Genomic DNA, 13,017 nt, shown 5'->3' on the forward strand with positions numbered 1-13,017 from the left:
CCCCGAAACAGACCGGGGCGACGGGAGGTGCGCGATGACGGCCGTCGTCGAGGCTCCGCCGTCGCCGGAGCCGCCGTCCACGCGGACCCGGGCCCAGCAACGGTCGTCGGCCTGGAAACGCCGCGCGCCGCTGCTGCCCGCGTTGCTGTTCACGATCGCGGTCACCCAGGTTCCGTTCCTGGTGACGGTGTTCTACTCGTTCCAGTCGTGGAACATGGTCCGTCCCGGCTCGCAGCACTTCGTCGGCTTCGACAACTACGTCGACGTGTTCACCGACTCGGTGTTCCTGGGAGCGCTGGGCAACACGGTGACGATCACCGTGGTGTGCGTGCTGGTGGCGATGCTGCTCGGTCTCGGCCTGGCGCTGTTGCTGGACCGTCAGTTCCTCGGCCGCGGCATCGTGCGGACACTGCTGATCACGCCGTTCCTGATCCTGCCCGCGGCGGGTGCGCTGCTGTGGAAGACGACGATGTTCGATCCGACCTACGGCCTGCTGAACTGGGCCTTCGGTATCGAGGTCGAATGGCTGTCGGACTATCCGCTGGCCGCGGTGATGACGCAGATCGTCTGGCAGTGGACGCCGTTCATGATGCTGTTGATCCTCGCGGGCCTGCAGGCGCAGTCGCGCGAGGTGCTCGAAGCGGCGCAGGTCGACGGCGCGGGACGGTGGAGGACGTTCGTGTCCATCACGTTGCCGCAGCTGTCGCGGTACCTGCAGCTCGCGGTGCTGCTGGGCGCGATCTACATCGTCAACAGCTTCGACGCGATCTACCTGATGACCCAGGGCGGCCCCGGCACGGCGAGCACCAACCTGCCGTACTACATCTACCAGCGCGCGTTCGAGGGTTTCGACGTCGGCCAGTCCTCGGCGATGGGCGTGGTCGTGGTCGCGCTGACCCTGATCGTGGCGACTTTCGCGCTGCGGCTGATGTTCAGGGCCTTCGACGTCTCGCGGGGGGTGAAGTGACGTGACCGTGAAGACGAACCGCCTCGGCGGCAGTGCACTGACGGTGCTCACCTGGATCGTCGCGCTGTTGTTCGTGTTCCCCGTGATCTGGATGGTGGTGACGTCGTTCAAGCACGAGGTCGACGCCGCCACCGATCCGCCGACGTTCGCGTTCACCCCGACGCTGGAACAGTTCACGACGATTCTCGACCGTGGCTTCCTGCCGTACCTGGCGAACTCCGCGTTCGTGACGGTGCTGTCGACACTGCTGGTGCTGCTGCTCGGCGTACCCGCGGCGTACGCACTGTCGCTCGCGCCGGTCAAGCAGACGTCCAACGCGCTCGGCTTCTTCCTCTCGACGAAGATGCTGCCGATCGTCGCGGCGATCATCCCGCTGTACGTGATCTCGCAGAACCTCGGGATGCTCGACAACGTGTGGGCGCTGATCGTGCTGTACGCGGGCATGAACCTGCCGCTGGCGGTGTGGATGATGCGCTCGTTCTTCCTCGAGGTGCCGACGGAGATGATCGAGGCGGCCAGAGTGGACGGTGCGAAGCTGCCCACGGTGCTGTACCGCGTCATACTTCCCGTCGTGGCACCGGGAATCGCGGCGACGGCTCTGATCTGCGTGATCTTCTCGTGGACGGAGTTCTTCTACGCGGTCAACCTGACCGCGGCACAGGCCGGCACCGTGCCGGTGTTCCTGGTCGGGTTCATCACCAGCGAGGGCCTGTTCTGGGCGCAGCTGTCCGCCGCGGCGCTGCTCGCCTCGTTGCCGGTGATGATCGTCGGCTGGATCGCTCAGAACCACCTGGTACGCGGCCTGTCCATGGGCGCGGTCAAGTAAAGGAGTCATCGATGGCGCAAGTGGCATATGCCGGTGCATCCCGCGTGTACCCGGGTGCGAACTCCGTGCGGGCCGTCGACGGCCTGGACCTGTGCGTCGGCGACGGTGAGTTCCTCGTACTGGTCGGGCCGTCGGGGTCCGGCAAGTCGACGGCGTTGCGCATGGCCGCGGGCCTGGAGGACGTCGACGAGGGCGCGATCTCCATCGGCGAGCGCGACGTGACGCACCTGCCGCCGAAGGACCGGGACATCGCGATGGTGTTCCAGTCGTACGCGCTGTACCCGCACATGAGCGTGCGGGACAACATGGCGTTCTCGCTGAAACTGCGCGGCATGCCGAAGTCGGACATCGGCGGGAAGGTCGAGGAGGCCGCGGGCCTGCTCGACCTGACGACGTACCTCGACCGCAAGCCGAAGGCGCTCTCCGGCGGTCAGCGGCAGCGTGTCGCGATGGGGCGGGCGATCGTCCGCGAGCCCAGCGTCTTCCTCATGGACGAACCGCTGTCCAATCTGGACGCCAAGCTGCGGGTGGAGACGCGCGCCAACATCGCGGCGCTCCAGCGGCGGCTCGCGACCACGACGATCTACGTGACGCACGACCAGGTCGAGGCCATGACGATGGGCGACAGGGTTGCGGTGCTGCGCGACGGCGTGCTGCAGCAGTGCGCCTCTCCTCGGGAGCTGTACGACACGCCGCGGAACGTGTTCGTGGCCGGGTTCATCGGCTCGCCCGCGATGAACCTGTTGACGCTGCCCGTCGACGGCGGCGCGGTGAAACTCGGCGAACTCGAGGTGCGGTTGCCGGCCCCCGCCGCGTCCGGCGAGGTCACGATCGGTGTCCGGCCCGAGTCGCTGTCGCTGGTCGGCGCGGGCGAGGACGGCTTCGACCTGCAGGTGGAACTCGTCGAGGAGCTCGGCGCGGACGCCTACGTGCACGGCACCCTGGCGGGTCACGACGAGAAACTCGTCGTCCGTGCCGACGGTCGCACGCCGCCGCGGCTCGGTGAGGCGGTGCGCGTGGCGTTGCGGGACACTGGCGAGGTACACGTCTTCGACCCGGAGTCCGGTCTGCGGATCGACGCGGACTGACGGGTTCCGGGTGAGCACGGCCGCGGGTCGGCGGTACGGTCCGCGGCCGGCACCGTGAGCGGGGAGCAAAGGGGCACCTGACACTGTGAACGAGCTGGTAGCCGGGGTGGACTCGTCGACGCAGTCCACCAAGGTCGTCGTCTGCGAGGCAGAGACCGGAGCGGTGGTGCGGACCGGGCAGGCCGCGCATCCGGACGCCACCGAGGTGGCCCCCGCCGAGTGGTGGCACGCGTTGCGCACCGCGGGCGACGGACTGCTCGACGACGTCGCCGCGATCGCGGTCGCGGGGCAGCAACACGGCATGGTCACCCTCGACGACGACGGCGAGGTGGTGCGGGACGCGCTGCTGTGGAACGACGTCCGTTCCGCGGGTGCCGCCGCCGACCTCGTGGCCGAACTCGGCGGTGGTCAGGCGTGGGCGGACGCCGTCGGCTCCGTGCCGCTGGCCAGTTTCACGGTGACGAAGCTGCGGTGGCTGGCCGAACACGAGCCGGAGACGGCGAAGCGCGTCGCCCGCGTGCTGTTGCCGCACGACTGGCTGACGTGGCGGCTGCTCGACCGGCGCGGCGAGCCGACCACCGACCGCGGTGACGCCTCCGGTACGGGGTACTACTCGGCCGTCGACGGCGCGTACCGGACGGACCTGCTGGTCAGAGCGTTCGGCAGGGAGGTCGGGCTGCCCACGGTGCTCGGGCCTGCCGAGCAGGCGGGCCGCACCGCCGACGGCGTGCTCGTCGCCCCGGGAACGGGCGACAACATGGCCGCGGGCCTCGCCCTCGAACTCGCCGACGGGGACGTGGCCGTGTCGCTGGGCACCAGCGGGACGGTGTTCGGAGTGTCCGAGAAGCCGGTCGCCGACGGTTCCGGCGTGGTCGCGGGCTTCGCCGACGCCACGGGCCGGTACCTGCCGCTCGCGTGCACGCTCAACGCCGCGCGGGTGCTCACGTCGACCGCGGCGATGCTCGGCACCGACCTCGACGGCCTCGCCACGCTCGCGCTGTCGGCACCGCCCGGCGCCGACGGCCTGACCCTGTTGCCCTATCTCGACGGGGAACGCACGCCCAACCTGCCCGACGCCTCCGGATCGCTCGTGGGCCTCCGCCGGGCCAACATGACGCCCGCCAACGTGGCGCGCGCCGCCGTCGAGGGCATGTTGTGCGGACTCGCCGCGGGGCTCGACGCCGTGCGCGACCACGGCGTGCCGGTGCGGCGGGTACTGCTCACCGGCGGGGCGTCCCGGTCGGCGGCCGTGCAGGCGATCGCTCCCGGCGTGTTCGGCGTACCCGTCGTCGTCCCGCCGGAGATGGAGCACGTTGCCGTGGGTGCGGCGCGACAGGCCGCGTGGGCGTTGCGCGGAGATGCGGAGCCGCCGAGCTGGCGCATCCACGACGACGGCGTCACCCTCACGCCCGCCGGCCCCGACCTCGATGTCGGAACCCGGGTGGCCGAAGCCCACCGAACAGCGAGGCACCACCTCCACCCCTGACGATTCCGGCGGCCGTGTTGCGGCTTCGGGGGACCGTGTTGCGGGTTCCGGAGGTCGTGTTGCAGGTTCCAGGGTTCGTGTTGCGTCTCCGGGGGCGCGTGTTGCGGACCCGGGTGACTATGTCGGGGTGAAGGCCCGGAGGTTCGCGCCGACGAGCGCGTCGGCGAAGGCTGCGTCGAGGTCGCCGGTGCGGAGCCGCCAGTGTCGGGCGAGCGGTGCGTCGAGCGCGTCGAGCAGCAGGTTCAGGTCGGTGTTCGCGGTGATTTGCCCCGTCCGGGGCGCGCTCCGTAGCGCATGGCCTGTGGTGTCGCACTCCGGCACGTCGATGAACATGTTCAGCGCGAGGACCACCGAGTTCGCGAAGTGGGGGACGCTGAGTGGGGGTTGACCTGGCGCCCGGCCCCTCGGGTGCAGAACACGCTCGCACGAGTGCGGAACACGTGCCCTGAATCCGCAACACGGCCACCGGAGAACGCAACACGGCCCCCGAGAAACGCAACACGGCGCCCTGGGTCCGCAACACGGGCCCCGGGAAACGCAACACGGCTCGGTCGGCCGAAGGGCCGAGCGGAGCGGCGGCGCCTACAATCCGGGCGTCCGTGATCAGGGTCGGCTATCTGGAGGGTTCCCCGTGACGCAGGCGACGCGGCCGAAGTTGTTGCGGCCGGAGGGGCGGCAGCGGTCGGAGGTCGCCCCGATCGAGCTGTTCTTCGACCTGGTGTACGTCTTCACGATCATCCAGGTCTCACACACGTTGCTCGACCACCTCACGTGGTTCGGGTTCGCCGAGGTCGCCGTGCTCTTCGGCGCGGTGTGGTGGGCGTGGAACTACTCCGCGTGGGCGATGAACTGGCTCGATCCGCGCAGCGGGCTCGTGCGTGTCCTCAACGGTGTGTTGATGCTCGCCGCGCTCGGCATGGCGCTCGCGCTGCCGCACGCGCTCGCGGAGGACGGGCTGCTGTTCGCGGCTTGTTACGTGTTCGCCCAGGTCGTCAGGCCCGCGTTCATGGCCGTGGCGATGCGCGGGCACGTGCTCGCCAAGAACTACACGAACCTGCTCGCGTGGAGCGCCTCGGCGGGCGTGCTGTTCCTCGTCGGCGCGTTCCTCGACACCGTGCCGAGGCTGATCGTGTGGGCCGTCGCGCTGCTGATCGACGTCGCGGGCCCGCGGTTCGAGTTCCGTTTCCCCGGACTCGGGTCGGCACCCATGCACACGTGGCCGACCGACGCCGAGCACCTCGCCGAGCGCAACCGGCTGGTGTTCATCATCGCGCTCGGCGAGTCGATCCTGATCATGGGCAACACGTTGTACGGCATGGACCCCATCACCACCCGTGCCGTGGTGGCGTCGCTGTTCGGCTTCGTCGGGCTGTTCGTCATGTGGTGGGCGTACTTCGCGTTGGCGGGCCACGACACGCAAGCCAGTCAGGGGGATGCGAGCACGAGTGCGCTGCGGTCGGCGTTCGCCTACGCCCACGCGCTCATGGTCGCGGGCGCCATCGTCGTGGCCGTCTCCATCGAACTGCGGATCAGCCACGAACACACGGACCCGGCACTCGTGCTGACGACGGTCGGCGGGCCGCTCATCTACCTCGCGGGCAACATCCTGTTCCTGCGTTCCCGCACCGGCGCGGTCGCCCGCGAGCGGTACATGGCGGCCACGGCGCTGACGGTGATCGGCGTTCTCGGGCTCGTGCTGGGACATTCCGTCCCGCCGATCGCTGTCGGACTCGCCGTCGTCGCCGTGATGACCACCCTGGCCGTCGCCACCCAGCTGCGCTCGAAACGAACGGCGTGACGTCCCGAGGGGGCGAGTCGGAGAGGGGCCGAAACGAGGAGATCGGCATGCCCGGGCGGGCATGCCGATCTTTCGACCCGAAAAGAATGAGGCGGTCCGGTGTTCGACCGCGGCGTGTGAACGCCGGACCGGAAACAACCAACTGGGACTACCGGTGTTGTCAGCGGCCGGCCTTCTCCCCGTTGTGCGTGGAGAGGCCACGGCCGACGTCCTGCATCCGGTTCAGCTCGGCGACGTAGCGACGAATCGCGGTGTAGATCACTCGCATCTTTTGACACCTCCCTTCTGGACCGCGCTCGCCGTCCCATGTGGCGAGGACTCCTCCGTCGGCGCACAACGCTGCCGCACTCGCGAGTCGGGTTGCCGGGTGAGTTCCTCGGCGCTGGGGGACGTGGCCCAACGCACCCTCGAATGTGCCACGCCCAGGTGGGGCTACGCCACTCTGCAAATGTGCAAAAAGTCGCAGGTCAAAGCTGTAATACAGGCCCGAGTTCGTGCGATTCTCAATCGAGAGTCTTCGCGACCTTCGACCGGCTCGGTCCGTACCCGGCCGGACCCCGTCCCAAACGTACCGCCGGACGGCCACAGCCGCCGGGCAGCGTAGGCGACTTGTCGACACATCACCTTCTCCCGGTTCAGCTCTTGCCCGGTTTCCTCCGTGCGAGCGCCGCGAGTGCCGCACCGCCGACGAGGAACGCGAGACCCAGCGCGAACGGGACGCCGACGTCGGCGCCGGTGTCCGACAGGCCGTTCGAGCCGTCGCCGTCCGTCCCGTGTGGACCGCCTCCGCCGCCGTCTCCCGCGCCACCAGGCCCGCCAGGCCCGCCAGGCCCGTTCGGTCCGTCGGGGCCCTCGCTCGTGGACGGCCCGGGCCCGGGAGGCGGCCCCGTGGTGCTCGTGGGCTCGGTGGGGTTGGTGGGCTGGGTCGGGTCCGGCGGTTCCGTCGTGGTGGGATCCGGGCCGGGGCCCGGGATCCGGCTGTCACGGAACGTCGTGACGTGCGTTTCGCCCGCGTTGTCGGCGTCGATCGTCACGATGTCACTCGTGAGGTCCTCGGGCAGGCTGTAGCCATCCGGGGCCGACTTCTCATACCAGTAGTAGTCACCGAAGTCGAGGTCGCCGATCGCGCACCTGCCGTTGCCACCCGAGGTGCACGTGTCGACCCGGTAGTCGTCGGCGTCCGGCGCGTCCTGACTCGTGCCGTCGGTGCCGTCGCTGTCGGTGTCGCGGTACAGCTCGAACTCCGCGCCCGGCAGTGTCGACCCGTCGTCGGCGTCGAGCTTCTCGACCGTCAGCTCCGACATGCGCCGGTTCACGGCCGTGCACTGTCCCGTTCCGCCCGGTTCGAGCGCCCAGCGCGAAGGGTCGACGACCTGCCGTTGCGGGCCCGTGGTGCACGACAGGTCGACCATTCGGTAGCCGTCCGGGACGTTCACCTCTTCGGCCTTGTAGTCCTGCTGCGGGCGGACGTCCTGCGACTGCCCGCTACGCAGGTCGTGCGAGTGCCCGCCGGCGGCACGGGGTCCAGCGGCGTCAGGCGGAACGTGAAGTCGCTGGGCTGGGCGTCGCCGCCCTGCACCTGCTTCGTGACGCTCATGTCCGCCGTCTGGTTCGTGGCCGTGCATTCGACGTCCTCACCGAGCGGCACCGTCACGGCACCCTCGACGTCGGTGGAGAACCCACCGCCCTGCTGGCTGCCCGGGATCTCGCAGCTCCACGAGCCCGTCGACTGCGGGTACTCAGGTCGGGATCCTTCATCCGCTGGTCGTTCTGCACGTAGTGGACGATGTCGTGCGGCGCGTCGCCCTCGGGTTCCGGGGTGTCGGCCCGCTCGGCGAGCTGGTAGGTCGCACCCGGCGTCACCTCGGCCCAGTCGGTCGTGGTGCGGCCGTTCGGACCGGGCAGGACGTCGTCGGGGCCGATGGCCCGAAGCTGCCACCACTGCGGGCCGAGGTCACCGCTCGCGACGTTCTTGTTCAGCCGCAGTCGGCTGTGGCACTCGACCTCGTTGGTGATGGTCCACTCGTTGGAGCCGGAGGTCAGTTCCATGTCGGCGCCGGTGCCGGGCGTCATGGCCTGGCCGTCGATGTCGGTGCCGGTCAGCTCGCATCCCGACGGCTGGATGGTGACGTTCTCGTCGACGTGCACCGAGCCGTCCTCGCTGACGCTGTAGCCCTCGCGCGGGTCACCCCACGCCTGGGTGCCGGCCCCGGCGCCGTCGGGGCCGGCGAGCGTGAGCGACGAGTTCAGGCCCGTGGGTTGGTCGCCCGCGGCGTAGGTGTCGGTCGTCGTCTCGCCGTTCGGGCCGGTCGTCCTGGTGACTTCCCACTGCTTGTCGACCGTCACCGACGCCGAGTCCAGGTCCGGGGCTCTGTTGTAGACGGTGCAGGAGACGACGGAGTTCACCCCGACGCCCTCGACGGTGAACGCCTCGGGGTTCCCGGGGTCCTGTGTGATGGGCACAAGTTGGTCCTCACCCGACTCCTTGGCGACACACTCGGTCTCCTCGGGCATGGACGTGTACCCGGACTGCTGCGTTTCCTCGACCTGGAGGTCGGCGGTCTCTGTGTCGAACCCCAGGTCGAAGTTCATCGCCCCGGTCGAGTCGGTTCTGCCGGTCGTCGGTGTGACGGTGGCGGGCGGTGACGGGGTCCCGGTGAACTCCCACCCGGTCCCCGCGTAGGCGTTCTCGGTCGTGCCGCCGTAGGGCACGATCTGCTTCACCACCGACACCGACGGGGCACAGTTCGCCAACACGAGATCGCGCAGCGCGTGCCCGGCGGGCTCGTAATCGTCGGTCTGGAAGTAGTCGGCCTCGCGGATGTTGTCGCCCGTGTACGGGTCCCGGCCGGAGATGGTGCGCAGGTTGTACGCGGCGTCCGGGCCGTCGACACCGGAGCCGACGCCGACGACGAGGATGCGGGTGCCCTGGCTCTTGAGCAGGTTCGCCGACGCGGTCGCGTTGCCGAGCTCGCGGAAGCGGGTGTATCCGCTGTTGCGGTCGTCGAGTTGACCGTTCGGTGTCGGGTTCGGGCCGTACACCGTCGGGTTGCCGTCGGTCAGCACGACGGCCATGTCGAACCGTTCGCTCTCGGGGTGGGCGGCGTTGGCGTCGGCGACCGCACCGATGCCGCGGTCCCAGTTGGTGTAGTTGGTGTCCGGATTCCCCCAGTCGGTGTACAGCTCGCGGAAGGTGCGGTTGTCGCCTGCGGTGGCAACGGGCAGCAGGCCGGTGTTGGCGTCGTAACCGTTGGCGGGTGAGTCCGTGCCGAAGGTGAACAGCGCCGCTTGCGACGGCGTGCCCTGCAACGACTCGACGAAACTGTCGAGCGCGCCCTTGATGTCGTCGACGTAGCCGGTCACCGAGCTGGACAGGTCCACGACCAGGGCGACCTTGAGTCCGCAGTCCGTGTCAGCTCCGGATCCCGCCGGGACAGCGGGACGACGCCGCCGGAGGCGACGCGGCGCTGGTAGTTGTTCCCGTCGGGCCGCGCGCCCGTGGTGTCGGCGCCGGGCGTGACGATCGGCGGATCGGTCAGCAGGCCCGGGTCGGTGATTCAGTTGCGGTTCTCCCCGAACGACGAGTACGTCTGGCCGGCTTCGAGCACGGGCGTCTGGAACGTGTGGCGCAGCGACCGCAGCGGATCGTTCCCGGACGGCAAGAGGCGGGCCGGTCTGCCACTGCGGGTTGGCGTAGCGGGTCGGGTTGCCCTCGGCGTCGACGGGTGAACCGGTGGCCGCGAGCCACAGCCGGTTGTTGTCGGGCAGTTCGGTGACGTCGACGGTGAACTCGCACCAGCCGTCCGCGCCGGACGTGCAGCTGAACTGCGGAGTTTCGTTGGTGAACCCGTCGTGGTCGTCGATGCTCGCGCCGGGGTTGGTCGGGAACAGGCCGAACCGGGCGCCCTCGAGCGGGCCGATGGAGTCGGGGCCGGTGCGCATGTCGCCGACGTAGACCCGCACGAGCGCGGTCGTGTCGGTCTACGCGGCCGTCGGAGTGGTCGGCACCAGCAGCATCGCCACGCAGGCCAGGGCACCGAGGACCGCGAGCGGACCACGTCTGCGCAGATGTCCGGGACCGGAAACTCCTGTAGCCGCCACGATGAGGGCTCCCTTCACCGACGGGGACGGATAGGGGAAACTCGGAACGGAATTGTGGACTGAACCGTTGTAACACGCATCGCGATCATGCGCTGGACACGGAATCCCTGGTCCAGCCCACTCCGGACGTCCTGTCCGACGAATGCCGATCCCGGCCGCGCACCTTTCTCGGAAAACTACTCGAACGGACGAGTGTGAAAATCCGGATTCGCGGGTCGGGCCTTCCGTTGGTTCGAGATCACGTGCCGGGGCGGGCGGGCCGGAGAGGTGGACGCGTCGGAGGCCGGCTGCCCCGGACGTCGACGGCCGTCCGGGCCACCGCCGACGGCGGCCGTGTGGGTGTTCGCCGTGGGCTGTTCCGGTGGTCCGTTCCGCGCGAGGTTGGGTTCGGCCGTCGCATCCCGCAGGATCGTCCGTCGTCAGCTGGGGGAGGTGCACGTGGCGAAGGATTCTTGGAGGAACCAGATTCGGCGGCCCAACGGTCAGTTCGGGCCGAAGATGAAGATCGGTGCGGCCGGCACCGCTGCCGCGGGCGTGATCGCTTTTGCCGAGCCGATGGGCGGTACGACCGGTGTGGTGTCGAGCGGTGCGAGCGGGATGTCGATGCAGTCCGGGATGTCGCAGGTCGTGCGACAGGCGTTGCCGAAGGCCAAGAAGGTGGCTCGCAAGGGCCGGCCCGCCAAGGCGTGGCAGCGGCTGAAGCTCCGGCGCCGCGACCGGGAGTGGGACCGCCTGGTGGAGTGCGGGCCGCACTCGTACGGGGATGTGCAGCGCTTTCTGTGGCGCAACCCGTGCCGTTCGCTGGACCGCGTGCTGTTCACGCTCGAGGACGACGACGGGAATCGGATCGCGGTGTCGGTGTCGTGGGTGCGCATGCCGACGTCCGGGAAGGCGGCGAGGCTCCGGAAGCTGGCCGACGTTCACGGCACCGGCAACATCACTCCGCTGCCCGGCGTCGTCGCCGGTGCGGGCGAGATTGACTGGACGGGGCACAACTACGACTCACGCCGCACGGGCCGGATGACGGTGATCGCCGAGGTCGAACCCGTCGACGGCCGTCCGGACCACGATTACATGGACGGCATCGCCGACATCGCCGCGGAGTTCCCTCGCCCTGCCCGCTGACCGCCGCGTCGGCCGGCGCGGTGGTGACGTCGCGTGTTCGGGGTGGGCTGAGCGTCCGACGTCGAGGCGCGCCCGCTCAGGGGTGGGGGCGGGTCACCGGGCAGCTCAGGAGCAGGTCTGAGATGCGGCAGTTCTTGTCGACCCACGCGGCGAACGCGGGGTCGATGTACCCGAGGACGTCGCAGTCGTCCTGGTGATACGCGGCGAGAGGTTTGTCCCAGACGGGTTCGTGGTGGGCGAGCCGGTTCCTGAACTCGTGCAGCCGCTTCACCGGGTGTTCGACGGTGTGTCGTGCCTTGTCGGGCGCATGCGGGAAGCCCCTCGCCAGGTCGGGCCACAGACCGGTGTTGTACTGCTTCGCCAGCAGGAAGCGCCAGAACCCGAAGGTCAGCTCGGCGATCGTCTGGCCGTCGCTGACGGGTTTGTGCTTCTTCCGTACCCGGTTGCGGGCCTTGCGGATGTCGTGCCGGGCCTTGGGGTCCAGTTCCTGGTGATGGTCGTCGAGCCACGACCCGGTGCGCCGCCGGTGCACGTGCCGGAGCTGCAACCGCGCCGCGATCGCGTTGCGCAGGGCGACCTCGACGTGCCCCAGCGTCTCCCAGAAAGCCGCGCTGACCTGCGAGTTCCAGGTGTAGAGTTCGAGTGCCGCGGTCTCGTCGCCGTCGCATGCGGTGAGGTAGTTCGCCATCCTCGCGCGGCTCATCGCCGCGAAAACGGCCTCGGTCGTGTGGTGGTCCGCCGACACGGCCGCTAGCCTATGGGGTGAAGACTGCGGAACGGTCCCTGGTGATCCGCACAGGATGGGCCACACCGCCGCGGTTACGGAAAGCGTGGAACGGCACCGCTCCCGTCGGGGCGGTGCCGTTCTTCCGTTCGGAGCCCCCGGAGTCCATGGCGCGTGCGGCGACGTGTGCGGGGCCGGGGCGTCCGTGATCGTCGTCGTTACCCTGATCGGGTGCATGACGGCTTGTTGATCGATACGAGGCCGCCCGCCGAGGAGATCAGGCGGGCTGCGGCGTGGGCCCTGGCGGCCGTCGTGTTCGGTGGGCTCTTCGTCGGCGCGGGCCTGTGGCCGACGTACGAATGGACGATGCTGCGGCTCATCCCGATCGTCGTCGGCCTGCTGACGTTCCTGGGCGGAAAGCCGTCGATGCGCAGGCTGAGGCGCGCGTGGAAGCCGCCCAGGATCGCGCTGACGCCGACGGGGGTCGAATACTCCGGCGGCCCCGGGCAGCAGCTGCGGGTCGGCTGGGCCGACGTCCGTTCGGCCGAGCTCCGCACCGCACAACTCGTGTACAGCCGGCGCGCTCAACGCCGCGAAGGTGCCGTGCTGACGGCCCTCCAACTGAACCTCGACCCACACACGAACCCCGAGGGCGTGGCCGGCGCGCAACGCCTGAAGCGCGACGACGGCGTCTACCAGGTGCGGGTCGGCGGGAGGTCCGGGTCGGCCCTACAGGCCCACGACGCGCTGCTCCGGTATCTCCCCGGCCGGTACTCGGGTTCGCAGCACGTCGGAGACGTCAACGAACACGCCGAGTACGCGCCGTTCTGACCCGCCGGGCGGTTCCGCAGGCAGCTGCGCGGCCGGACGTCGATGCGGCGCCGACTCGAGTCCGCACACGG

12 protein-coding genes are annotated in these 13,017 nt (G+C 69.6%); 7 read left to right on the forward strand and 5 right to left on the reverse strand.

All coding sequences use genetic code 11. The features are described 5' to 3' along the window. Window positions 1-34: 34 nt before the first annotated feature. The 4 genes from LY13_RS11685 to xylB all read left to right on the forward strand — a co-directional run bounded on the left by LY13_RS11685 (window position 35) and on the right by xylB (window position 4,367). The gene (locus tag LY13_RS11685; RefSeq protein WP_253828394.1) at window positions 35-967 is read left to right on the forward strand and encodes a carbohydrate ABC transporter permease; all 933 of its coding nucleotides are present in this window, start codon (window positions 35-37) and stop codon (window positions 965-967) included. 1 nt (window position 968) lies between these two features. Further along, window positions 969-1,793, forward strand: a complete 825-nt coding sequence (locus LY13_RS11690) for a carbohydrate ABC transporter permease (protein WP_253828396.1) — start codon at window positions 969-971, stop codon at window positions 1,791-1,793. 11 nt (window positions 1,794-1,804) lie between these two features. Next, a complete protein-coding gene (locus LY13_RS11695) occupies window positions 1,805-2,881 on the forward strand; it encodes an ABC transporter ATP-binding protein (RefSeq protein WP_253828397.1) in 1,077 nt (358 codons plus the stop codon). Window positions 2,882-2,966: 85 nt separating this feature from the next. Next, a complete protein-coding gene (gene xylB / locus LY13_RS11700; RefSeq protein WP_253828399.1) occupies window positions 2,967-4,367 on the forward strand; it encodes a xylulokinase in 1,401 nt (466 codons plus the stop codon). Between the two features lie 117 nt (window positions 4,368-4,484). On the opposite strand, the gene LY13_RS11705 is transcribed toward xylB, so the two are convergent. Then, window positions 4,485-4,718, reverse strand: a complete 234-nt coding sequence (locus tag LY13_RS11705) for a hypothetical protein (protein ID WP_253828400.1) — start codon at window positions 4,716-4,718, stop codon at window positions 4,485-4,487. A gap of 280 nt (window positions 4,719-4,998) precedes the next feature. On the opposite strand from LY13_RS11705, the gene LY13_RS11710 reads away from it, so the two are divergent. Continuing rightward, a complete protein-coding gene (locus LY13_RS11710; protein ID WP_253828402.1) occupies window positions 4,999-6,165 on the forward strand; it encodes a low temperature requirement protein A in 1,167 nt (388 codons plus the stop codon). 635 nt (window positions 6,166-6,800) lie between these two features. Here the strand turns inward: LY13_RS11710 and LY13_RS11715 are convergent. The 3 genes from LY13_RS11715 to LY13_RS11725 are packed head-to-tail and all read right to left on the reverse strand — an operon-like array spanning window position 6,801 to window position 10,128. Further along, the gene (locus LY13_RS11715; RefSeq protein ID WP_253828403.1) at window positions 6,801-7,601 is read right to left on the reverse strand and encodes a prealbumin-like fold domain-containing protein; all 801 of its coding nucleotides are present in this window, start codon (window positions 7,599-7,601) and stop codon (window positions 6,801-6,803) included. Next, window positions 7,598-7,819 (reverse strand): hypothetical protein, encoded by a 222-nt coding sequence (locus tag LY13_RS11720; protein WP_253828405.1) that lies wholly within the window; start codon window positions 7,817-7,819, stop codon window positions 7,598-7,600. The genes LY13_RS11715 and LY13_RS11720 overlap by 4 nt, the downstream gene beginning before the upstream one ends. Then, complete coding sequence (locus tag LY13_RS11725) at window positions 7,816-10,128, reverse strand: VWA domain-containing protein (protein WP_253828406.1); 2,313 nt, start codon at window positions 10,126-10,128, stop codon at window positions 7,816-7,818. Before LY13_RS11725 ends, LY13_RS11720 begins: the two co-directional genes overlap by 4 nt. A 576-nt stretch (window positions 10,129-10,704) precedes the next feature. Here LY13_RS11725 and LY13_RS11730 point away from each other — a divergent pair. After that, window positions 10,705-11,391 carry a hypothetical protein gene (locus LY13_RS11730; protein ID WP_253828408.1) on the forward strand — a complete coding sequence of 229 codons (687 nt, stop codon included), beginning with the start codon at window positions 10,705-10,707 and terminating at the stop codon, window positions 11,389-11,391. Between the two features lie 76 nt (window positions 11,392-11,467). Here LY13_RS11730 and LY13_RS11735 read toward each other — a convergent pair whose 3' ends face one another. Continuing rightward, window positions 11,468-12,136, reverse strand: a complete 669-nt coding sequence (locus tag LY13_RS11735; protein ID WP_253828413.1) for an Abi family protein — start codon at window positions 12,134-12,136, stop codon at window positions 11,468-11,470. A gap of 210 nt (window positions 12,137-12,346) precedes the next feature. On the opposite strand from LY13_RS11735, the gene LY13_RS11740 reads away from it, so the two are divergent. Beyond that, window positions 12,347-12,946 carry a hypothetical protein gene (locus tag LY13_RS11740; RefSeq protein WP_253828414.1) on the forward strand — a complete coding sequence of 200 codons (600 nt, stop codon included), beginning with the start codon at window positions 12,347-12,349 and terminating at the stop codon, window positions 12,944-12,946. The last annotated feature ends 71 nt before the right edge of the window (window positions 12,947-13,017 follow it).

The organism is Prauserella aidingensis (assembly GCF_024171865.1).
Taxonomy (GTDB): domain Bacteria; phylum Actinomycetota; class Actinomycetes; order Mycobacteriales; family Pseudonocardiaceae; genus Prauserella; species Prauserella aidingensis.